A 21,714-nucleotide genomic window follows, 5' to 3' on the forward strand; every position below is an offset into this window, starting at 1 on the left:
GCCGAAGCCTTGGTCTCGTAGCGAGTACTCCGTCATCGGCGCTGGCGGATGGGTGGCGAGCCAGTCACAGATGCCGGTCTCCTGGTCGGCTGCACTGGCGTCATCCAGGTGAAGGTGCCTCAGGATCGCACGTACGGGTCGAGAGTGGACCAGCGATGAAGGCCTACCCTGGCGCGCGTGCCGCAGGAGAACACTCGTCGGGATGAGTATGCGTCGCCGTGCTCGCTATGACCGGGTGTCGGACCTCGCCGATAGCCTTTGCGATCGAATAGCGTTGCGGCGATCTGCAACAACACGGTTGGCGATCCTGACGTGATCACCAATCGCAGTGACCTAGGGTGAACGCAACGGACTTCGAGGTGATGCATGGCTGACCGATCGGCGATCGAATGGACCGAAGCCACCTGGAACCCCGTCACCGGCTGTGACCGCGTTTCCGCGGGCTGCGACCACTGTTACGCCATGACGTTGGCAAAACGGTTGAAGGCCATGGGATCCGCAAAGTATCAGAATGACGGTGACCCGCGCACGTCGGGACCGGGCTTCGGCGTCACCGTCCATCCGCAAGCACTCGATGAGCCGCGCCGCTGGCGCCAACCGCGCGTTGTATTCGTGAACTCGATGTCGGACCTGTTCCACGCGCGCGTGCCGATCGGCTTTATCCGGGACGTTTTCGACGTGTGCCGCGACACGCCTCAGCACACCTATCAGGTGCTGACCAAGCGCAGCTTGCGGCTGCGCCGACTCGGCGAAAGTCTCGACTGGCCAAGCAATCTGTGGATGGGCGTGTCGGTCGAAAACTCGGATGCGTTGCCGCGCGTCGACCATCTTCGCGACGTTCCCGCGGCCGTCCGATTCTTGTCGTGTGAGCCACTGATAGGACCTCTCGACGGACTCAACCTCGACGGGATTCACTGGGTAATCGCCGGGGGCGAGTCCGGCGTGAATCATCGCCCGCTCGATGGCGAATGGGTACGCGGCATCCGGGACGACTGCCGAGACGCAGGAGTCGCGTTCTTCTTCAAGCAGTGGGGCGGGCGGACTCCAAAGGCTGAAGGCCGGGAACTAGACGGACGGTTGTGGGACGAGATGCCATTACGCGCCGCTATCTGAGCGGCGGGAACGTGATCTTGACGCGATCGGGGAAGGTTCCCGCCCGCGATTGACCCTCGCACGAGATTCTTCCGGCCGCTTGGAGCGGTATTAGGCCATGTCTGCGCATCATGCTTGGTGGATAGTCGGTACTGACGAGGACAAAGTTCTTGATATCGGGTGCGCTGACGGTGGTCCCTGCAAACCTGCGCATGATCAGGTCTTGCAGATTCTGCGCGTGAAACGTGCTCGGGTCGAACAACGTATCTAAATCGGCAGTGAGGTCGGAGAACATTCGGCCGTTGTCGGCATCGACCTTCCACATGGCTTCCTTCATGAGTTCCAGACCCCTCACATGACGGGTGCCGTAAAAGAGGAAGTAGCTGGTTCGGTTCTTGGCGTTGACCATTTCGAAGTCCAACACGTACGGGAAGTTGCAGACATCACGGATCTGTCGCGCGTAGAGGTCGCGCAGGAACTCCTTTCGTCCCGATCCGAGTGGGGCTTGCTCGAATTCGGTCGTACCAAAAAGTTCGGTTAAAGAGTGACGGGTGCCCTCGAAGGTCGTCCAGCGCTGAATTGCGTTGTAAGAGAACAGAACAAACAACTCACAACCAGGGTCTTGGAGAAGGTCGCGCAACGTCGCGAGAGGCAGACCAGTCCATCCGAACGGGTCAACAAAGGCAAAGATCGGAGCCAGTCGGCGTCCGGCCTCTTTGGACATCGTGATCAGATGCTGAGCGGTGTCGTCGAAACTGCCGCATGACACGTTGGGCTCTGCAATGTGCGCAGGCCACTTGCCGCCGCGAGAGTCTTTCTCGACGGCCAAAACTCGGGTGAGCTGGTCCGTGCGTGCTTCATTGTCATCGTTGAACAGAAAAAGGAACTGCTTGCCGGACATGTTCTTGCCGTAAGTGTGATCGAGCAGCGTCCTGAGCGCGATGAGGGGGGACCCCGGCTCCCCGTCTTCGTAGGTGCCTGGGCCACAATAGCCGTCAAGGTAGATGACTTTTTGGTGGTAGCTGGTCATGATCGGAAACCAGCCGCCGAGGTAGCGCCGGAGCAACTCATGCTTCGCGAGGGTGTGCGGTTCCGCTGCCCACACCGTGTCGTAGTTATCGCCCGCCACCAACCAACCCCCGACTCCTCGAATGTCCGCTGCGATCGTAATTGGCGACGTCGACGAGGTCGCGCATCACGCGCCCAGAACCGGGCAAATCGCTTTAGTACACAGTCTTGAGATGTCGGATTCGAAGTATCCTAATTCGGTGCTCGGAGAGTGCCTATGACACCCGAAGTCTGGAAGCCGGTGGTTGTCGGCTGGGACAGTCTCTACGAAGTGTCTTCGCATGGGCGGCTTCGGTCGTTAGACCGAGTGGTCTCAGGACGAGCAGGTTCTCAAAACATTCGCCGAGGGAAGATCCTGAAGCCCAAGCGGCACCGCACCGGGCACGAATCGTATGGACTATCGAGGGAAGGTAATTCGACCTTCCGGTTTATTCACGCACTGGTGCTGGAAGCGTTTGTAGAGCCACGCCCCGCTGGCTTCTTGGGTTGCCATAACGATGGCGACCCGTCCAACAACCGGATTGAGAACCTGCGCTGGGACACTCCACAGAGTAATTCGTTGGACGCTGTCAAGCATGGGACGCAGCGATCTCAGAAAGGCCCGCGCGAATTTGAGTACGAGTACGAGAGCATTGCGGGCGAGGAGTGGCGCCCGGTCGTAGGCTACGAGAGCCTATACGAGGTGTCCTCCCACGGCCGCGTGAGGATCCTGGGCCGAATTGTCAACGGCAGGGGCGGTTCACGTTATTTTCGCCGCGGTCATCTCAAGAGCCTTGCCATCAGTTCGTATGGATACCAGACAGTCCATTTGGCAAAGGACGGCCAGAAGGCATCGCCGCCCGTCCACACCATCGTGCTGGAAGCGTTTGTCGGTCCGCGCCCTGACGGAATGGTGGGTTGCCATAACGATGGCGACCCGTCCAACAATCGGTTCGACAACCTCCGTTGGGACACTCCGGAAAACAACGCTCGCGACACCGTAGTGCATGGCACTCATCCGATGTCCAGTAAGACCCATTGCAAGCACGGCCATGAGTTCACCGTCGAGAACGTGATGATTAATCGCAACGGCCACCGTGCATGCCGTGCATGTTCCGCCGCAGCGGTGCTCCGCCGCCGACCGCTATCCCCCCGCGGCCACATGAGGGATAGAACTCACTGTCCGCGCGGGCATGAGTACACGCCGGACAACACGATAATCGACGTGTCTGGATCAAAGCGGTCACGTTCGTGCAGGACATGCCGGAATGACCGCAAACGTCAAAAGACTGCCGTAAGCCGTCAAGCTATCACTCCCCGGCCGTGCGAACAGTGCGGGAAATTGATGGAAGCAAAGCGTTCCGACGCTCGCACCTGCAGCCACGCCTGCCGCGCGGCCGCCCGTCGCGAGCGCCTCGCGTCAGGCAAATGAAAGCGATCTTTGACGGGTCGAGGACACGGCCGATGCGATGCTTCGCGCCTCGCCGCGGTCTGGAAACCGGAAGTTCTAATCTGGCCCTATGAAGCTTGAGCAGGTGCGGATCCGCGCCGCCTACCACGAGGCAGGGCACGCCGTGGCATCGATGCGGCGCGGCGGATACGTGACATACATCAATCTGACGGACCCGGCGAAGCACTTGCAGGAGACCTCCACTGACGATCAAGCCGCCGACCAGGCGTTCAAAGTCTGGGCAGGTCCCTGGACTCGGGCGCGGTGGGAGGCCAACCCGACGACGCAACGAGTAGTGGAGATCTTCCAGACGCAGAGTTTCTTCGACTGGAAATTCTATGAGAAGCGCTTCGGTAACGATGTCGACGCGTGGGTGGATGCGGCGGAAGATGCTCTTAAGTCGGGGCTACCCATGCCCGCGGACCCGCCATCGGTTACGCCGCCTTGCCCTGGCTGGGCGTCGGAGCTTGAACAAGCCTGGCCCGAAATAGAGGAGCTAGCCAAGAAATTGATTCGCCGCAAACAACGCATCGAGCTGAGCAACGGTCGGATCCTCTCGAAGGACGGCCTGCACAACCAGTGGGCGGACTTCGACCACCCGAAGATCGTCGACGACTCCAGCCTGCCCGCCGTCAGGTGAACCGGGCAAACGCGCCGGGTTGCTAGGGCCACCGCTCATTCGATGGTGCCGGGCGCCGATGCACGGTAAGCCTCTCAAGCACGCGCCCAGCCTCGAAGATGCTCCGGAGTATTGGGCACACACTCTCGGACAAGTCTGCGAAAGCGGCTTTGAACAGGTAAAACTCTGGTGCGCGATACTGGGATTGAACCAGTGACCTCTTCCGTGTCAGGGAAGCGCTCTCCCGCTGAGCTAATCGCGCGGGTTGAAACTCTTTCTTGGAGGTGGAGACGGGAATCGAACCCGTGTGCACGGCTTTGCAGGCCGTTGCCTCACCACTCGGCCACTCCACCACTGGGGTTTTGATGCCACAAATCGCACCTTCGAGCGGATGACGGGATTCGAACCCGCGACCCTCACCTTGGCAAGGTGATGCGCTACCAACTGCGCTACATCCGCGCGCCACGAGCGAGATCGTCGCCCGTCGCGATGCAGAACATTAGTCCACCGATGCGCGCAGACACAAATCCCCATTACGAGCGGGCAACGCGCGGCCAAAGACGGTGTTTCAGAAAAGGTGATAGGCCGTGCGCGAGAGGGTGAATCCGCGACGGGTTTTGGTGTCGAGACATGTGATGCCCGTCCCGGCGCTCTCGCAGCGGAGCGTCCCGGCGGTGACCGAGTCCCGGTACCCCAGTTGGACACCCGCACTCGGCGTGGTGCCGCCGGCGCAGACGAATTGCGCGGGCCGGCCCGGGCTGAGGGTGATCCCGTGGCCGTAGTCGACCGCACAACTGGCCGGTCGCAGTGGTGGGGCCCAGTTACGTTCGGCGATGTCGCAGCGCGCAGTCGTGGCGTCGAGCTGGCACCGCACGTTGCCCGAGGGTGAGCTGAAGCCGGTCGGCCCCGTGACCTGCCGGTTCACCAGGTCTGCGACGCTCTGGATGTTCGGCGTTACGGCCGAGCCTCGATCTGTCATGGGGGCCGGGGTGCTGTGGCAGCCTGAAAATAGTGCACTAGCAGCAAAAACCGCGCCGCCGACGCCTCGCCAGCGGACCCGCAGGTGAACCATGACGGGTGACCATACGCCCACGTCGGCGTGCATATTTGGCAAATCAAACAAGTCAATCGGGCGGATACCGATTCGGGCCGGACCGCGGATGCGTGCTAGTGTTCGACGTCGTTCCCACGGTCTCGTAGCTCAGTGGGAGAGCGTCCGCCTCACACGCGGAAGGTCGCTGGTTCGAACCCAGCCGGGACCACCATTACCTCAGGCGGCTTCGGAGAAATCCGGGGCCGTTTTTTCGTGGCCGAACACACACGCCGGCGTGACGGAGTGTTGTCCGTCCGATTCGGTAGGGTCCTCCGACGTGACTCAGAGCGTGACCGTCGGAACCATCAAATCCGTAACTGCCCGTCTGGCCGAGGAACTCGCCGTGCGCGAAGGGCAGGTCGTCGCCACGGTGGCCCTGCTGGACGAGGGCGCGACAGTGCCGTTCATCGCCCGGTACCGCAAGGAGGTCACCGGCAGCCTCGACGACGGCCAGCTGCGCACCCTGGAGGAGCGCCTGGGTTACCTGCGCGAGCTCGACCAGCGTCGTGAAGCCGTCCTGGCCTCCATCGAGGAGCAGGGCAAGCTCACCGATGAATTGAGGGCTGCGCTCATAATGGCCGACACCAAGGCCCGGGTCGAGGACATCTACCTGCCCTACAAGCCCAAACGGCGCACCAAGGCCCAGATCGCGAAGGAAGCCGGCCTGGAGCCGCTGGCGGAGCGGCTGCTGGCCGATCCGACGCTGGTGCCCGACGAGGTTGCCGGCGAGTTTCTCAACGACGACATCGCCGACGCGTCGGCGGCGCTCGAAGGTGCCCGCCACATCATCATCGAGCGGGCCTCCGAGGACGCCGAGCTGGTCGGCGCGACCCGCGAGAAATTCTGGGCCGATGGCTCACTGCGTACCGGCCCGTGGTCCGAGGAGGCAGCGAAAAGCCCCGCCGCACAGAAATTCCGGGACTACTTCGAGTTCTCCGAGCCGCTGGAGAACATGCCGTCGCACCGGGTGCTCGCCGTGCTGCGCGGCGAGAAGGAACAGGCGCTGTCCCTGAACTTCGACGGCGGCGAGGACGACCTGTACCAGGCGATGATCGCGCAATCGCTCGGCATCGACATGGCCGCAAAGTCCCCGGCCACCCCGTGGTTGACCACCACCGTGCGGCTGGCCTGGCGCGCCAAGCTGATGATCTCGGCTGCTGTGGACGCCCGCATCCGGCTGCGTCAGCGCGCCGAAGAGGAGGCGGTGGCGGTATTCGCCCGCAACCTCAAGGACCTGCTGCTGGCCGCACCGGCCGGCACCCGCGCAACTCTGGGTCTGGACCCGGGATTCCGCACCGGGGTCAAGGTCGCCGTCGTCGACGCCACCGGCAAGGTCGTGGACACGTGCGCGATCTTCCCGCACCAGCCGCAGAAGCAGTGGGACCAGTCGAAAGCCGTCCTGGCGGCCCTGATCGCCCGGCACAACGTCGATCTGATCGCCGTCGGCAACGGAACCGCCTCACGCGAGACTGATGCCCTGGCCAGTGAGCTGATCGCCGACATCCGGTCGGCCGGGGCGAAAGCGCCGGTGACGGCCATGGTCAGCGAGGCCGGTGCCTCGGTGTACTCGGCGTCGGAATATGCGGCTCGGGAGATGCCCAACCTCGACGTGACGCTGCGCGGCGCGGTCTCGATCGCCCGTCGCCTGCAGGACCCGCTGGCCGAGCTGGTCAAGATCGACCCGAAGTCGATCGGGGTGGGGCAGTACCAGCACGACGTGACGCCGGGCTCGCTGGCGCGCAGCCTCAATGCCGTCGTCGAAGACGCGGTGAACGCGGTGGGTGTGGATCTCAACACCGCTTCGGTGCCGCTGCTGGCCCGGGTGTCCGGGGTTACCGAATCCTTGGCCGAGGCCATCGTGGCGCACCGCGAGAGCGCCGGCGCCTTCCGCAGCCGCAAGGCGCTGCTGGATGTTCCGCGCCTGGGCCCCAAGGCCTTCGAACAGTGCGCGGGCTTCCTGCGGATCCGCGACGGTGAGGACCCGCTGGACGCCTCCGGGGTGCACCCCGAGTCCTACCCCGTGGTGCGACGCATCCTGGATCGCTCAGGCGTGACGCTGGCCGAGCTGATCGGTGACGAGCGCACCTTGCGCGGGCTCAAGCCCGCCGACTTCGCCGATGAACGGTTCGGCGTTCCGACCGTGACCGACATCCTGGCCGAGCTGGAGAAGCCGGGACGCGACCCACGGCCCGCCTTCTCCACGGCCACCTTTGCCGCCGGTGTCGAGAAGGTCGGCGACCTCAAGCCCGGCATGGTGCTGGAGGGCGTGGTGACCAATGTCGCGGCCTTCGGCGCCTTTGTGGACGTGGGTGTACACCAGGACGGTCTCGTGCACGTCTCGGCGATGGCCGACCGGTTCATCTCCGACCCGCACGAGGTGGTGAAGTCCGGACAGGTGGTCAAGGTCAAGGTCGTCGACGTCGACGTGGAGCGACAGCGCATCGGCCTGACCCTGAGGCTCAACGACACTCCGCAGCAGGGCAAGCGGCCCGACCGGGGCGGCCAGGGCGGCCCGAACCGTCGCGACGGTGGCGGCAACCCGGGTGGTGGGGGCAACCAGGGCCGCGGCGGGGACCGGCGAAACCAGAACCGCGGCAACAACTCCGGTCGCCGCGAGTCGAATCAGCCGACGGGCTCGATGGCTGATGCGCTGCGCAACGCAGGTTTCGGAAAGTAGCGGCTACGAGGTTTGCTCCGGGGCCTGATCGGCCTCGGAGTGGTGACGGCGCCAGGACCGGTAGCCGCGGTGGGCTGCGAACGCCCCGGCGATCGCCGTCACGCACCACACCCCGATCGCCGTATAGGCCAGCGGGGCCGAGAGATCGCCGATCGACGCGCCAAGGGCGGTGTAGACGAACGCGCGCGGCACCGAGCCGATGAACGCCCCGGCCGCCATCTGCCACAAGGGCACACCGAACGCGCCGAAGGCGTACGACGCCAGTGCGTCGGATAGTCCGGGCACGAAACGCTGCCCGACCACCGCCCACAGGCCGCCCCGCTGGATCTGGTGGTCCAGTCGGTCGGCCCGTTGCGCCCCGAGCAGGGCCCGGGCACTGTCCCGTCCGGCGCGCCGGCCGATCAGGCTGGCCACCACGGCCGTGCCCACCGTCGCGCCCAAGGTCACGAAGGTGCCCAGCACCGGCCCGAACAGCACACCGCTGCCCGCGGCCAGGATCGGACCGGGCACGAACAGCGCGCCGAGGCAGGCCGACACCACGACATAGGCCAGCGGCGCGGCGGGTCCTGTCGAGGCGACGAGGGCCCGGATGTCGTCGACATCGATGACGCGGGCGATGGCCACCAGATAGAACAGGCCGAAGAGAAACACCGCGAAGGCGAGGAGCCGCAGTATGTGCGGTCGCCGGTTGATGGCGGGGGGATTGTCGTCGTCAGTCATCGCGCACACGATTGTTCCGCATCGTGCGTCACCCCGACGCCGCGTCGATCACCCCGTCGAGAATCTCGCGTGACGTCGACAAGTCCCGGATCGCCTGCTCGAGCCGGTGGCGTTCGGCGGAAAGCTCGCTGAGCAGGCGGGGTGTGGCCTGCGGGGCAGGTCCGCCGTCGGCATCGCGCATACAGGGCAGCAGCGACGAGATGGTGCGGCTGTGCAGCCCGGCGGCAAAGAGCTCCTGGATGCGGATCACCCGGTCGACGGCCTTCTCCGGATACTCGCGTTGCCCGCCCGGGGTGCGGTCGGACACCAACAGGCCCTGCTCTTCGTAATAGCGCAGCGACCGTTGGCTGACCCCGGTGCGGCGTGCGAGTTCGCCTATACGCATATGCCAGTTATACCGACGCGACTTGACCCTGACATCGGTGTCAGCTCGTACCGTTCGTCATGACCACGTTGCAACCGCCTTTCACCTACAGCCCGATCATCGAACGTGCACCCATCAGCTGGCCCGGCGGCGCACGCGTCGCGGTCTACATCGGACTCAACGTCGAACACTTCCTCGCCGACCGGCCCTCGACGAGTATCTGGCCCGGTACCGCGGAGCTGACCCCCGATGCGCTCAATTACGGCTGGCGGGATTACGGGGCCCGGGTGGGGATCTGGCGCACGATCGACGCCTTCGACAGGCACGGCATCCGTCCCAGCGTGCTGCTGAATTCGGCTGTCATCGAGCATCATCCGCAGATCGTGGCCGCCGGCGTGGAACGGAACTGGACGTGGCTGGCGCACGGGCAGACCAACTCGATTCTGCACACCGGGCTGGCCGTCGGCGAGGAGCGTCGGATTCTCGCCACGATCGCCGCCGATATCGCCGATGCGACGGGCAGGCGCCCGCGCGGCTGGATGGGGCCGGGCCTGACCGAAACCGCTCACACTCCGGAATTGTTGGCTGAACTCGGTTTTCACTATGTCCTTGACTGGACCAACGATGACCAGCCCTACCCGCTGACAGTCCCAGGCATGTTCAGCGTGCCGTACTCGGTGGAACTCAACGATCTTCTGATCTTCGGAAAAGGCTTCACCGGGCCAGAGTTCGTGCAAATGGTGATCGATCAGTACGAGCAGCTGCACGCGGACTCTGCTACCAGTGGCCGGGTGATGGCATTGGCGCTGCACCCCTTCGTGATCGGGCAACCCTTCCGGCACAAGTACCTCGAGCAGGTTCTGGAGTACCTAGCCGCGCAACCTGACGCGTGGTTGACGACCAGCGATGAGATCGCGGCAATCCGCCGGAATGATTGCGAACGCGTCGTTCTTCATCCTGTTGACGGCCGCCGGTAACGATACGACCCGCAACGCGATCAGTCATGGCATGGTGGCGCTGAGCCGTTATCCCGACGAACGTGCCACATGGTGGAACGACTTCGACGAGGTATCGCCGACGGCAGTGGAAGAGATCGTGCACGGCGTCAAACACCTGCGCGCCGCGTGGACCTCGGCTGCCTAGAGCGACGCGACTGGAATGTCGTGGAGGCGCGGCGGAATCGTGGCGGCCCCGAGTTTCTTGAGTGCGGCGGCCGCGTCGAGTGAACGCACCGGACGTCCCACCCGGGCATGGTCAGCGGTGACCCGCTGGATCAGCTCGTTGACAGGTGCGCGCAGACCGTGCAGGCGGGCCTGAAACACGATTTCGCCGTTGAACCAGTCGGTTTCGACCTGAGTGTGGCCTCGGGCCACGCTCTGCCAGGTGGAGCTCAAGTAGTCACCGTTGACCCGGCCTTGCAGCAGATCCCCGCGGCGTCGTGCATCCTGTTCGGCGGTGACCAAGGGAATCCCGGCGGCCGTGAGCACATGTTCGGCCTCCGTGTGGGCGCGGGCGACCAATTCGTTGGCGTCGGGTCCCGGACGGTACACCGCGATCACCCCGTTACCGAGATTGGCGATCAGCTTGCGGTGTTTCCACGCCACGATGTCATCGCGCACCAGCGAATGGAATCCGGCCTCGCGCAGCGTGGCCGCGGTCTGTTCGGCCAGCCTGTCCTGGCCGGTGGGGTAGCGGCCGAGATCGAGGATCCCCGCCACCGGATGGCTCTGTTGGATGACCACGCCGGGTTCGAGGTGAGCGGCCGGGAGCATCACCGTGACGCCGTACACGTTGGCGAACATCCGGAGGGCGGCAGCCTCGTTGGTGACACCGTTCTGAGCGATGAACACCGGTGTGTCCGACCGTGCGTGCGCGCTGAGATCGGCTAGAGCCGAGGCAGTTTGGTGGCTCTTGACCGCCAGTATCACCACCGGGTCAGCCGACCAGTCGACCTCGCCGGCGCCTGCCGCGGTCGGCAGTGCCACGGTGTCGGTCCCGGTCTGTGTCACCAGGGTGAGGCCGCGGGAGCGGATTGCGTCGAGGTGTTCGCCGCGGGCGACGGCAGTAACGTCGAACCCGGCCAGCCGCAGTCGGGCGGCAATCACACCGCCGATCGCGCCGACTCCGTACACCACGAACGGTCGGGTGAAAGTTCTCGCCATCGCAGGTCGCCTCGATTCTTCGGTGTTGAGGACACGATCGCGGCGTATCACGATGCGACGCCGAGTGGCTCGGAGGACTGCGTGGGCAGTGCCTCATCTGCGATCGTCCGCAACGTACGCAGGATGAGCGCGAGGTTCGGATCGCGCTGCCTGCCGGCGCGGACGACGGCACTGATGGCGCGACCGCCGAGGGCGAGGTCTCCGACGATCAGACCTTCCAGGTTGCCCGGCACCGACAACCGGGGCACGATGGCCGACGCTACCTCGGTGGCCGCCAGCTCGCAGATGTTCTGCGCGCCGATCAGCCGGTGCTTGACCTGCGGGGTGAAACCGGCGCTCTCGCAGGCATGTACGGCGGCGGTTCCCAGACCGGAATTCTGCGGTCCGGTCACCCAGAACCCTTCGGCCAGGGCGGACAGGCCCTGTTTGCGGATCCTCAGATGTGACTCTGTGGGGGCCAACAGCACCAGCGGTTCGAACAACAACGGCGTGGTGGTCAGGCCGCCTGTCGGGTCTGGGCCGAGGAAGTCGTACTGGCACGTGATCGCGACATCGACCTCGCCCTGGCGCAGCAGCCGCAGCGCGGCAGCGCTCGTATCCTGCTGGACCTGCACGCGAAGATCCGGTGCTTCGCTGCTGAGGCGATGCATCAGGGGAACGGCCAGCGTGGGAATCCCCATGTTGAACGTGGCGATGGCGACCTGCCCGGCCACCCGGTCCCGGGTTTCGGCCACTGCGCTCATGGCCTCGTCGACGGCGACCAGGACGCGACGGACGTGCTCGGCGAGCACCTGACCGCTGCGGGTCAGCCCAAGGGTGCGCCCGTCGCGACGGAACAGTACTGCTCCGGCTTCCTCTTCCAGCACGCGAAGCTGTTGGGAAACTGCAGAACTCGTGATGTTGCGATGCGCGGCCACCGCGGTGACCGATCCGAGGTCGGCCAGATCCGCCAGCAGCATCATCCGACGTAGGTCCAGCAACGCCCACCCCCTGGGAGGTGACGGGGCACGCCGTCGACGCGCGTGAGTTCGGCGCGGAGGCAAGTGGTGAAGTCCGTCGGATTCACGGTCGCCAGAATGACAGAACTGTCGGGCGAGCGCAGCGAAATGATACTCGGTGTTGTGCCAGCACTCCGCTCTGAACAGGGCTTTTCGGCGTGCAGCGTCAGGAATCACCGAAATTGTAATTCTCGTGTCATCCAGGCTTCACGCGAGATTAAGGCGCGCTGAAGGGTTCCGGTAGCAAAAGACTGTTGTTCGTCGCCCTCGGCGCACCGACTCTGGCCACAGCAGTCCGACACCGAGTCAAGACAAGGGAGCCCGCGCATGACCGACATCACCGAAAAACTCAGGGAAAACAGCACTCTCACCGACACCGGTCTGGACGTCGTGCCCGTCGCCGGGTACATCGGCGCCGAGATCCGCGGGGTCGACCTGCGCGGCGAGCTGGAGAGCAGCGTCGTCGAGGAGATCCGCAGTGCGCTGCACACCTACAAGGTGATCTTCTTCCGCGATCAGGAGATCGGGCATGCCGAACAGGTCGCGTTCGCGCGGAAGTTCGGCAAGGTGACCCCGGCCCATCCTCATGAGGAGGAAGCGCCCGACGGGTTCCCTGAGATCCTGCCGATCGACAGCCGGCGCTACGAGCGTCATCTGGGCCGCAAGCGCACCTCGTACGACAGCAGCTGGCATACCGACGTCACCGCACTGGTGAACCCGCCCGCGGCCTCGATTCTGCGCGCACACATCCTGCCGCCCTACGGCGGTGACACCGCGTGGACCAACCTCGTTGCGGCGTATGAGAACCTGCCCAAGGATCTGCGGGACTTTGCCGACAAGCTCGACATCAGGCACCAGTTCAATGCGCGCGCGGTGGCCGGCAGCCAGCGGGACCGGAAGGTGCGTGAGGCGAACTTGGTGACCTATCATCCCGCGGTCCGCGTGCACCCGGTCACGGGGGAGCGCGCACTGTTCGTCAGTCCCGGCTTCACCCGTGGTACCCGCGAGATCCGGGGTTACTCACCGACGCAGAGTGAGGCGATCCTGAAGCTGCTGTGGGATGAGGCGACGCGCACCGAGTACACGGTCCGGTTCCGCTGGGCGCCGGGCAGCATCGCGTTCTGGGACAACCGGGCCACCGCACACCTGGCGATCGCCGATGCCGGCCACCTCGACTACGACCGCGTGCTCTACCGCGTCACCCTCGAAGGAGATGTGCCCCAGGGTGTCGACGGCCGCACGTCCGACTCGGTCTCCGGCGACGCCTTCTACGGTTCCTGATCAAGCACGACCACAACTAGAAAGCAGGCAAGTATGACAGTGACTCAACCGGGGATCGAGCAGCGCCGCCTGGGCACCGGCGGCCCGGACGTCTCGGCAATCGGACTGGGGTTCATGAGTTTTCGGACCTCCGCCGGAGCCGAGGACGAAAAGCAGGCGACGGAACTGGTGGCCGAGGCGATCGATCTGGGCATCACCCTGTTCGACACCGCGGACGTATACGGCCCGGAGTTCAGTGAGATCCTGCTCGGCAAGGCGATCAAGGGCCGCCGCGACGCCCTGACCATCGCCACCAAGTTCGGCAACGCGCTGGACCGCGACACCAACCCCGATGCCCGGGCTCTGGACGGAAGACCCGAATACGTCCGTACCGCGATCGAAGGTTCGCTGCGCCGTCTTGGAGTGGACCACATCGACCTGTACTACCAGCACCGCGTCGATCCCGAGGTGCCGATCGAGGACACCGTGGGTGCGCTCGCAGAGCTGGTCGAGGCCGGAACGGTCCGCCACATCGGCCTGTCCGAACCCGGCCCGCAGACGCTGCGACGCGCCCACGCGGTCCACCCGATCGCCGCGATCCAGAACGAATGGTCGCTGTTCACCAGGGATATCGAGGCCGATACCGTGCCGGTCGCCCGTGAACTGGGTATCGGGATCGTGCCGTACTCGCCGTTGGGACGCGGCTGGCTGACCGGCCGCGTGCGCAGTGCGCAGGATGTCAAGGGGGTGCAGAGCCGACATCCGCGTTTCGGTGCCGACGCGTTCGACCACAACCGGGCCCTGGCCGGCACCGTGACTGAGATCGCGGCTGAGATCGGTGTTCAACCCAGCCAGGTCGCGCTGGCCTGGGTGCTCTCGCGTGGGCAGGATGTGGTGCCGATCCCGGGGACCCGGCACCTCGAGTACCTGCGGGAGAACGTCGGTGCGCTCCCGGTGACACTTGGGGACGAACAGCTGAGCCGGCTGGAGGCCATCGCCGACCAGGTGGCGGGCCACCGGTCGATCAGGCCGGAGCACCTAGGTGTGGAGGCTCCAGTGGCGGTGGTTTCGTGACCGTCATCGCCCGTTACGGCGACATTGACGCGGCGCTGGCGGTGCACAGCGAGACGCTGGCACTGCAACTGGCGCACCGGTCGGTGCGGAAGTTCACCGCCCAGTCGGTGACCGATGAGCAACTTTCGGCGCTGGTCGCCGCCGCCCAGTCGGCGGCGACCAGCTCGAATCTCCAGCCGTGGAGCGTGATCGCCATCCGCGATCCGCAGCGCAAGACCCGGCTGGCTGCACTGGCCAACAATCAGCAGTTCATCAACGAGGCACCGCTGTTCCTGGTTTGGGTGGCTGATCTGGGGCGGGCGCGTCGGTTGGCGCAACGGTCCGGGGTCGCGCTGGATGGTGCGGATTATCTGGAGACCACGATCATCGGATTTGTCGACACCGCACTGGCCGCGCAGAATGCGGTGGTGGCCGCCGAATCATTGGGGCTGGGCACGGTTTTCGTCGGAGCCATCCGCAACCACCCCGAAGAGGTGGCAGCCGAGCTAGGACTGCCGCCACACGCCGTCGCGACGTTCGGCCTCGCTGTCGGCACCCCGGACCCGACGGAAAACGCCGGAATCAAACCGCGGTTGCCCCGGGATGCGGTGCTGCACCGCGAGCAGTATGACGCGCAGGCGGCGGATTCGCATCTGCCTGCCTATGACGATCGCCTGGCGGTGTACAACAATCGCTACGGTCTGTCGGGCAGCTGGAGTGAGCGGGTGCTGAGCCGGTTGGCGGGCCCGCATTCGTTGTCCGGGCGACACCGGCTGCGTGAGCAACTGGACCGCCTGGGCCTGCCTTCGCGCTGAGGGTTTGTCACGCCAGCGTGGCTCTCGGCCGCGGGAGCCACGCTGGCGTGACAAGCAGGAGCAGGCGCTAGAAGAATCCCGAATCAGGCAGCGTCGCTCCGTTGACTGCGGCATCGCCGAGCACCCGTGCCTTGTAGATGGTCGGGTTGTGGGAGAACAGGGTACGTAGATTGCGCCAGTGCCGGTCCAGATGCGATGCCGACCGCACCGACGAGGCGCCGCCGGCATCGAAGACCCGTGAGGCGGCCCGCAGGGCGGGCTGTTCGATGGCCACTTTGACCCGGGCGGCGGCCACTGCGCCCTGATCCTCCAGACGGGCGTCGATCCCGCTGATTCGGGCGGTATCGAGGGCCGGGGCCAACTCGGTCGCCGCCCGCAGCACCAACGCCTCAGCCGCGTAGGCCACCGCGTCGATCTCGCCGACGATCTCCAGTAGCTGTGGGTCGGACGAGGGGGTGTCGGTGGTGGCGAAGGTGTAGGTGCGGTGACGATCACGTACCAGCGTGGCCGCCTCGGCGGTCAGGGTCCGCAGGATTCCGGCCGCGATCGCGTGCAGGTACAGCTGCACCAACGCGCCGCGGGCCCGGTCCACGCCCACCTTCGTACCGACCGCCAGCACCTCGTCATCGTGTACCGCGACGTTCTCGAATATGGTTGTCCCACTGCCGGTATGACGCTGTCCGATGCCGTCCCAGTCGTCGGCGTGGATGATGCCGGCCCGGTCGGCCGGCACCACCGCGGCGACCGGCGTCCCGTCTTCGTTCTCGGCGGTGGCACGCACGTAATCGGAGAACTGGGCGCCCGTGCTGTAGAACTTGCGGCCGTTCAGTCGGAGCCCGTCGGCAGAGCGCACCAGCTTCGTGTCATAGGCCTGGCCGCCCACCCGGGCACTGGTCAGCTCAGAGCTCACCCCGCCGATGAGGTGACCTTGGGCCACCACCGACAGCCACCGGTCCTTGACCGGGCTACCCGGGAGGCGTTGCAGTTCCTCGACTGTCGCGTAGTGCACCCGCAGGATGTGGGTCAGGTCGGGGTCGGCCTGGGCCAACCTGATCACCAGTTCGAAGAACTCGGGCACGGTGAACTCACCGCCGCCGAGTTCGCCCGCCAGTCGTGCCGCGCCCAGCCGATGCTCACGCACCAGGGTCAGACCGTGCCCGGGTGGTTCCTGTCCGCCTTCGTCGAGGCGCCTGCGGTAGTCGGTGGCGATCGCGTCCAACACCCCCTGTAGCTGTTGTCCTCGTGGAACGGCACGCGCCGTCAGTACCGAGTCGGTGCTCATCGGTGTCAATCCTTTCCGGTGGTTGCGGCCGAGGTGTCGTCGATCCAGGCGTTGTAAAACCAGGGCACCGAGTTGGCCGCGTTTGTGAATCCCCGCACCCGTGGGGCGACGGCGAAAATCTGGGTGTCTTCGAGCAGCGGGATGGAGTACGCATTGTCGATGACGTAGTTGTTGTACTCCTCAAGCACTTTCAGTCGCTGGGCCGGGTCGGTGGCTTCGATCTGCGCATGCAGCAAGCGGTCGATCGCGGGGTTCGCGCCGTCGAGGGCGTACAGATCGCCGCCCTTGCTGTCATAGTTCTGCCACAGCCGCACCGGGTCGGCGGTGGGCCAGCCGTTGCGCCGCAGGCCCACCGAATCCTCGACGCTGGCGGTGGGATAGTTGGCGAAGTCTGTCTGGCGGATGACCAGCCTGATGCCGAGGCGTCGCAACTGCCGCTGGATCAGTTCGTACATCGGTTTGGCGGTGTGGTCGTAGACGTCCACATAGATCTTCACGGCCAACTCCTGGCCGTCCTTGACCCGGTAGCCGTCGGGGTTGACGTGGGTCCATCCGGAGGTTTCCAGCCGCCGTGCCGCCTCGTCCGGGTCGAAGCGGACGGCGTCGCTGCGGTCGGTGTAGCCGGGGAAGTTCTCGGTGACGATGTTGTGGGCGGGCTTCCAGTTGTCGGTGTAAAGGGTGTGCAGGATCTCGTTGCGGTCGATTCCGAAGCCGATCGCCTTGCGCACGTTGATATCCCGCATAAACGGAGCGGTCTGCCGGACGTCGAGCGTGTTGGCAAGGCCGGGGGTGCGCAGCCCGCGCACGTCGAAGCCTTCCCGCGACAGCAGGCGCTCATCCGGGGGCTGGGAGTAGCGGATGGCGTCGGCCTGCCCGGCCCGCAGCGCCCCCACCCGGACACTGTCCTCGGTCACCGGGATGACGGTGACAGTGTCCAGATACGCCTCACCCTGGTGCGGTGCGGTCGCCGGCGCCCAGTTGTAGCCCCGGCGTTTGGACAGCACGATCTGCTTGTCCGGGATCTCCGAGGTGGCGACGAACGGCCCGGACCCGATCAGGTTGGTGACGACAGACTGCTGTTCCTTACTGGCGTCGATCGTGGCGTCGGCGACCAGACCGGAGGTGTTCAACGACAGCACCGCGATGAACGGCGCGTACGGCTTGCGGAGCGTGACGCGAACCGTGCGGCGCGCGGGGTCGGCCGTGATCGAGTCGACCTCCGGGAAATAGGTGTTGCGCGTGATGCCTTTGGCTTTGTCTCCGTTGGCTTCCCATTCCAGGTTGCGGCGTACCGACTCGGCGTCGACCGGTTGGCCGTTGCTGTAGCTGGCTCCGTCGCGGATGGTGAATTCGTAGATGCGCTTGGACGGGTCGACGGTCCACTTCTGTGCGATCCACGGCACGAAATCGAAGGTCTTGGGGTCCTGGTAGACCAGGCGGTCCAGCATCTGGTCCTTGAGCAGGCTGTTCTGCCAGTAGCTGACCTGGATCTGCAGAGAGGCCGGTGCCTCGGCGTCCAGGTAGGTCAGGTCGCCACCCCGGGCGCCGGGAGACCCGATGTGCGTGTGTTCGGTGGCGCTGCAAGCGCTCACGCCTCCGGTGCCGACCAGCACTGTGGCCAGCAGGGTGACCGCGTGCCGGATCATCACGCCGCACGCGCCGGTACGCCGGGGACCGCGTCGAGCAGGCGACGGGTGTACGCCGCCGAGGGCGCGACGAAAACGTCCGCTGTGGCGCCGGTTTCGACCAGTCGGCCGTGTTCGAGCACGCTCACATGGTCGGCGATCTGGCGGACCAGGCTGAGGTCGTGGGAGATGAACAGGTAGGTCAGTGCCAGTTCCTGTTGCAGGTCGATCAGCAGGTCCACCACCTGTGCCTGCACGTGGACGTCCAGCGCGGAGGTCGGCTCGTCGAGCACCAGGATCGCCGGATGCAGCACCAGGGCGCGGGCCAACCCCACCCGCTGGCGTTGCCCGCCGGAGATCTCTCGCGGCTTGCGGTCGGCCAGGCCGGCAGACAGCCCGACGCGGTTGAGTACCTCGGTAACCTCATGGCGGCGCTGAGCTGGGGAGCCGATGCGGTTGATCCGCAACGGCTCGGCGATCGCCTCGCCGATGGTGATCCGTGGATCGAGGGCGGCGAGTGGATTCTGGTGTACCAACTGCAGTATCCGGGCCTGCGCGCGCTGCTGTGCGGCGCGCAGCGGAGATTGCGCGGTCCGCACGGCTCCGTTGACCTGTACCTCGCCCGAGTCGAAGTCGGTGAGTCCCGCCAGCACTCTCGCCGCAGTGGTCTTGCCCGAGCCGGATTCGCCCACCAGGGCATGGATCGACCCGGGACGGACATCGAACGATACGGCGTCGAGTGCACGGGTCTCGCCATAGCGCTTCACCAGCCGGTCCACCCGCAGGATCGGTTCGGCGGCCGTGGCCGCCGTTGGCAGGTGTGCGTACTTGTCCGGCGACAGCGCCGGTGCCGCGGCGATCAGCTGGCGGGTGTACTCGTCCTTCGGTGCGGCGAGCACGCCTGCGGTGGAGCCGGTTTCGCGCACCTCGCCGTCGCGCAACACCACCACGGTGTCGCTGTGCTGCTCGGCCAGCGCGAGGTCATGGGTGATGAACAGGACGCCGAGTCCGTGCTCGACGCGCAACTCGTCGAGCAGCTCGAGGATTCGCCGCTGCACGGTGACATCGAGTGCGGAGGTGGGCTCGTCGGCGATCAGCAGCCGGGGTTCGCCGGCAATGGCGATCGCGATGAGCACGCGCTGCAGCTGCCCGCCGGAGAGCTGATGAGGGTAGTCGCCGGCCCGGCGGCCCGCCTCGGCGATACCGACGTGCTCGAGCAGCTCGATGGCCCGCCGGCGGGCACCGGCTCGATCGGCGATCCGGTGCACCCGCAGCACTTCGGCGATCTGGTCGCCGACCGGTTTGAGGGGATCCAGTGAGCCCAGCGGGTCCTGTGGGACGAAACCGATGGTGCTGCCGCGAAGCTCGCGCCACCGTCGTTGCGGCAGCTGCGTGACCACGCGACCCTCGACGAGGATGTCTCCCGCGGTGACCCGGCCGTTGGTGGGCAGCAGGCCCTGCGCTGCGCGCGCGATGGTGGACTTGCCCGATCCGGACTGACCGACAAGGGCCACCGCCTCGCCGGCTCCGACATCGAACGAGGCCTCGCGGACCACCTCGCCGCGGTCGGACCCGGCGTCACGGGAGCCCAGCGCATACTCGATGGTCAGACCGGAAAGCGACAGCAGTGCAGGGGAGTTCATTTTCAGCCGACCTTCTCTCGGATGATGTGGGCGAGCCGCGACAGGCTCATCACGGTGAACACGATCGCCAGTGCCGGGAAGAACACCAGGCCCGGTGCGGAGTTGATGTAGTTGCGTCCCTCGGAGATCAGCAGTCCCCATTCGGGTTCGGGCGGCTGTGCTCCATAGCCCAGGAAGCTCAGCGACGCGATCGCCAGGATCGCGGCGCCGAACTGCAGGGCCGCCAAGGCCAGCACGGCGGAGTAGGAATTCGGCAGGATGTGCCGGAACAGCAGGGTGAGATGGCCGGCGCCCAAGTGTGCACTGGCTTCCACGAAAGGCAGGTTCCGCACCGCCAGCACCTCGGATCGGGCCAGCCGGGCGAACACGGCGATGGACGAGATACCCACTGCGATCGCGGCATTCACCGTGCCGAAGCCGAGGGCCACGATGATGGTTATCGACAGCAGCAGCGTCGGGATCGACAGCAGCACATCGATGATCCGGCCGACGACGCTGTCGGTGATCCGGCCGAAGTAGGCCGCCAGCAGCCCGAGAATCGTTCCCACCAGCAGTCCGATCACCACGGCGATGAACGACCCGGCGATGGTGGTGCCGGTGCCGGCGATCACCCGGCTGAGCAGGTCGCGGCCGATGTAGTCCGTGCCGAACGGGTGCGCGAGGCTCGGACCGGCGAGCGGAAGATTCGGATTCTCCTGCAGCGGATCGTAGGGTGCGATGGCCGATGGCGCGACGATCATTGCGGCGACCAGCAGCAACAACAACATCGGTGGGACGTCCCAAGGATTGATTCTGACCCGGTGGGCCAGCCTGGGAACAGGTATCGCAGACAGTCTGTCGGTCAGGATCATGCGGGCACCAGCGCGCCTCTCGGAGTGGTAGATCTCTCGATGCGTGGGTCGATCAGGGGGTAGATGACATCCACCACGAGATTGACCAGGACAAACGTGACCGACACGGTGATGACCACCGCCTGGATGATCGGTGTGTCCTGGTTGCGGACTGCCGTCTCGGTGAGATAGCCGATCCCGGTGCGGTTGAAGATCGTTTCGGTGATCACTGATCCGGCCAGCAGTTCACCGACCGCGATGGCCACGATCGTGACGGTGGGAATCGAGCCATTCTTGACCAGATGGCCGAAGATGATTCGCCCGTCGTCAAGCCCTTTGGCTCGCAGCACTTCCACGTACGGCTGGGCGGCCGCATTGCTGAGTCCTTGGATCAACACCTGGGCGATCGGCGCGGCCACCGGCAGTGCCAGTGGCAGCGCGGCCAGGACCGTCGACCGCAACCCCTCGTCGCGTACGGCCGATACCCATCCGAGGCTGAACGACAACCATTGCAGTGCCACGAGTCCGGTGACGAACACGGGAATGGACAGGAAAGCCGGCGGCAGTATCCGCGCGAACTCGCGGACCGGTGACCATGGTGCGAACACCGCGGCAAGAGCGACGACGAAGCCGAGCAGTGCGGCCAGGATGAACGCCACACCGGCCAATGCCAGCGTCGAGGGCAGTGCGTGCGCCATCAGTCGCGCTACGGATTGCCCGCTGTTGAGCGAGTATCCGAGATCCCCGGTGAACAACCGCTGTACCGATACGCCGAACTGCACGATCGCCGGTTCGCTGAGCCGGTAATAATCGCGCAGGACCTGCGCATCCTGATCGGAGATCGGGTTCTCCGGATTGGAGATCTGCGTCTCGATCGGATCGCCCGGCAGCACGTTGAGAACGAAAAACACTGCAGTGTAAGCCAATACGATCACGATGATCGACTGGCCGATCCGCCGCAGGGTGAAGTTCAACACCGCTCGA

19 protein-coding genes, 4 tRNA genes and 1 pseudogene are annotated in these 21,714 nt (G+C 65.4%); 10 read left to right on the forward strand and 14 right to left on the reverse strand.

Translation table 11 applies throughout. The features are described from left to right. Positions 1-366 precede the first annotated feature (366 nt). Positions 367-1,113, forward strand: coding sequence for a DUF5131 family protein (locus tag HBE63_RS08640; RefSeq protein ID WP_166904383.1), 747 nt, complete (start codon positions 367-369; stop codon positions 1,111-1,113). Here the strand turns inward: HBE63_RS08640 and HBE63_RS08645 are convergent. Next, on the reverse strand, positions 1,106-2,221 hold the full coding sequence (locus HBE63_RS08645) for a three-Cys-motif partner protein TcmP (protein WP_166904384.1): 1,116 nt from the start codon (positions 2,219-2,221) through the stop codon (positions 1,106-1,108). The genes HBE63_RS08640 and HBE63_RS08645 overlap by 8 nt on opposite strands. 156 nt (positions 2,222-2,377) lie before the next feature. On the opposite strand from HBE63_RS08645, the gene HBE63_RS31875 reads away from it, so the two are divergent. Together HBE63_RS31875 and HBE63_RS08655 are read left to right on the forward strand one after the other, a co-directional pair. Continuing rightward, positions 2,378-3,571, forward strand: coding sequence for an NUMOD4 domain-containing protein (locus HBE63_RS31875; protein ID WP_166904385.1), 1,194 nt, complete (start codon positions 2,378-2,380; stop codon positions 3,569-3,571). A gap of 88 nt (positions 3,572-3,659) precedes the next feature. Then, positions 3,660-4,229, forward strand: a complete 570-nt coding sequence (locus HBE63_RS08655) for a hypothetical protein (RefSeq protein ID WP_166904386.1) — start codon at positions 3,660-3,662, stop codon at positions 4,227-4,229. 166 nt (positions 4,230-4,395) lie between these two features. Here HBE63_RS08655 and HBE63_RS08660 read toward each other — a convergent pair. The 4 genes from HBE63_RS08660 to HBE63_RS08675 all read right to left on the reverse strand — a co-directional run bounded on the left by HBE63_RS08660 (position 4,396) and on the right by HBE63_RS08675 (position 5,187). Continuing rightward, a tRNA-Val gene (locus HBE63_RS08660) sits at positions 4,396-4,470 on the reverse strand. Positions 4,471-4,487: 17 nt separating this feature from the next. Then, positions 4,488-4,561: transfer RNA gene (locus tag HBE63_RS08665), tRNA-Cys, on the reverse strand. Positions 4,562-4,594: 33 nt separating this feature from the next. Then, positions 4,595-4,667 (reverse strand) — tRNA-Gly (locus HBE63_RS08670). Between the two features lie 109 nt (positions 4,668-4,776). Next, positions 4,777-5,187, reverse strand: coding sequence for a hypothetical protein (locus HBE63_RS08675; protein ID WP_166904387.1), 411 nt, complete (start codon positions 5,185-5,187; stop codon positions 4,777-4,779). Between the two features lie 211 nt (positions 5,188-5,398). Between HBE63_RS08675 and HBE63_RS08680 the strand changes: the two genes are divergently transcribed. Both HBE63_RS08680 and HBE63_RS08685 read left to right on the forward strand, forming a co-directional pair. Beyond that, positions 5,399-5,473: transfer RNA gene (locus HBE63_RS08680), tRNA-Val, on the forward strand. A 105-nt stretch (positions 5,474-5,578) separates the two neighbouring features. Then, positions 5,579-7,978 (forward strand): Tex family protein, encoded by a 2,400-nt coding sequence (locus HBE63_RS08685; protein WP_166904388.1) that lies wholly within the window; start codon positions 5,579-5,581, stop codon positions 7,976-7,978. A 3-nt stretch (positions 7,979-7,981) separates the two neighbouring features. Here HBE63_RS08685 and HBE63_RS08690 read toward each other — a convergent pair whose 3' ends face one another. After that, on the reverse strand, positions 7,982-8,698 hold the full coding sequence (locus HBE63_RS08690) for a TVP38/TMEM64 family protein (RefSeq protein WP_166904389.1): 717 nt from the start codon (positions 8,696-8,698) through the stop codon (positions 7,982-7,984). A gap of 28 nt (positions 8,699-8,726) precedes the next feature. Continuing rightward, complete coding sequence (locus HBE63_RS08695) at positions 8,727-9,083, reverse strand: MerR family transcriptional regulator (RefSeq protein WP_166904390.1); 357 nt, start codon at positions 9,081-9,083, stop codon at positions 8,727-8,729. 59 nt (positions 9,084-9,142) lie between these two features. On the opposite strand from HBE63_RS08695, the gene HBE63_RS08700 reads away from it, so the two are divergent. Both HBE63_RS08700 and HBE63_RS08705 read left to right on the forward strand, forming a co-directional pair. Beyond that, the gene (locus HBE63_RS08700; RefSeq protein ID WP_166904391.1) at positions 9,143-10,039 is read left to right on the forward strand and encodes a polysaccharide deacetylase family protein; all 897 of its coding nucleotides are present in this window, start codon (positions 9,143-9,145) and stop codon (positions 10,037-10,039) included. Beyond that, positions 10,005-10,160 (forward strand): annotated as a pseudogene (locus HBE63_RS08705) (cytochrome P450); the annotation flags it as partial. The gene HBE63_RS08700 and the pseudogene HBE63_RS08705, both read left to right, overlap by 35 nt. A 41-nt stretch (positions 10,161-10,201) precedes the next feature. Here HBE63_RS08705 and HBE63_RS08710 read toward each other — a convergent pair. Next, entirely contained in the window at positions 10,202-11,224 is a 1,023-nt protein-coding gene (locus HBE63_RS08710; protein WP_166904392.1) for a ketopantoate reductase family protein, read from the reverse strand. Positions 11,225-11,271: 47 nt separating this feature from the next. Beyond that, positions 11,272-12,204: a LysR family transcriptional regulator gene (locus HBE63_RS08715; RefSeq protein ID WP_166904393.1), complete on the reverse strand. Its 933-nt coding sequence runs from the start codon at positions 12,202-12,204 to the stop codon at positions 11,272-11,274. A gap of 345 nt (positions 12,205-12,549) precedes the next feature. Here HBE63_RS08715 and HBE63_RS08720 point away from each other — a divergent pair, with 345 nt between their 5' ends. From HBE63_RS08720 to HBE63_RS08730, 3 genes are read left to right on the forward strand one after another with little or no spacing between them, the layout of a single operon-like run. Further along, on the forward strand, positions 12,550-13,503 hold the full coding sequence (locus HBE63_RS08720) for a TauD/TfdA family dioxygenase (RefSeq protein ID WP_166904394.1): 954 nt from the start codon (positions 12,550-12,552) through the stop codon (positions 13,501-13,503). Between the two features lie 33 nt (positions 13,504-13,536). Continuing rightward, positions 13,537-14,556 carry an aldo/keto reductase gene (locus HBE63_RS08725; protein WP_166904395.1) on the forward strand — a complete coding sequence of 340 codons (1,020 nt, stop codon included), beginning with the start codon at positions 13,537-13,539 and terminating at the stop codon, positions 14,554-14,556. Next, positions 14,553-15,350 (forward strand): NADPH-dependent oxidoreductase, encoded by a 798-nt coding sequence (locus HBE63_RS08730; protein WP_166904396.1) that lies wholly within the window; start codon positions 14,553-14,555, stop codon positions 15,348-15,350. The genes HBE63_RS08725 and HBE63_RS08730 overlap by 4 nt, the downstream gene beginning before the upstream one ends. 67 nt (positions 15,351-15,417) lie before the next feature. Here HBE63_RS08730 and HBE63_RS08735 read toward each other — a convergent pair whose 3' ends face one another. The 5 genes from HBE63_RS08735 to HBE63_RS08755 all read right to left on the reverse strand — a co-directional run bounded on the left by HBE63_RS08735 (position 15,418) and on the right by HBE63_RS08755 (position 21,707). Further along, the gene (locus HBE63_RS08735; RefSeq protein WP_166904397.1) at positions 15,418-16,632 is read right to left on the reverse strand and encodes an acyl-CoA dehydrogenase; all 1,215 of its coding nucleotides are present in this window, start codon (positions 16,630-16,632) and stop codon (positions 15,418-15,420) included. Positions 16,633-16,637: 5 nt separating this feature from the next. Further along, positions 16,638-18,278: an ABC transporter substrate-binding protein gene (locus HBE63_RS08740; protein WP_166909557.1), complete on the reverse strand. Its 1,641-nt coding sequence runs from the start codon at positions 18,276-18,278 to the stop codon at positions 16,638-16,640. Beyond that, positions 18,278-19,900, reverse strand: coding sequence for an ABC transporter ATP-binding protein (locus HBE63_RS08745; protein ID WP_166904398.1), 1,623 nt, complete (start codon positions 19,898-19,900; stop codon positions 18,278-18,280). Before HBE63_RS08745 ends, HBE63_RS08740 begins: the two co-directional genes overlap by 1 nt. A 2-nt stretch (positions 19,901-19,902) precedes the next feature. Further along, entirely contained in the window at positions 19,903-20,667 is a 765-nt protein-coding gene (locus tag HBE63_RS08750; protein ID WP_243858573.1) for an ABC transporter permease, read from the reverse strand. 80 nt (positions 20,668-20,747) lie between these two features. Then, complete coding sequence (locus HBE63_RS08755) at positions 20,748-21,707, reverse strand: ABC transporter permease (protein ID WP_243858574.1); 960 nt, start codon at positions 21,705-21,707, stop codon at positions 20,748-20,750. Between the last annotated feature and the right edge of the window lie 7 nt (positions 21,708-21,714).

Origin of the sequence: Mycobacterium sp. DL440 (genome assembly GCF_011745145.1) — a bacterium.
GTDB lineage: Bacteria > Actinomycetota > Actinomycetes > Mycobacteriales > Mycobacteriaceae > Mycobacterium.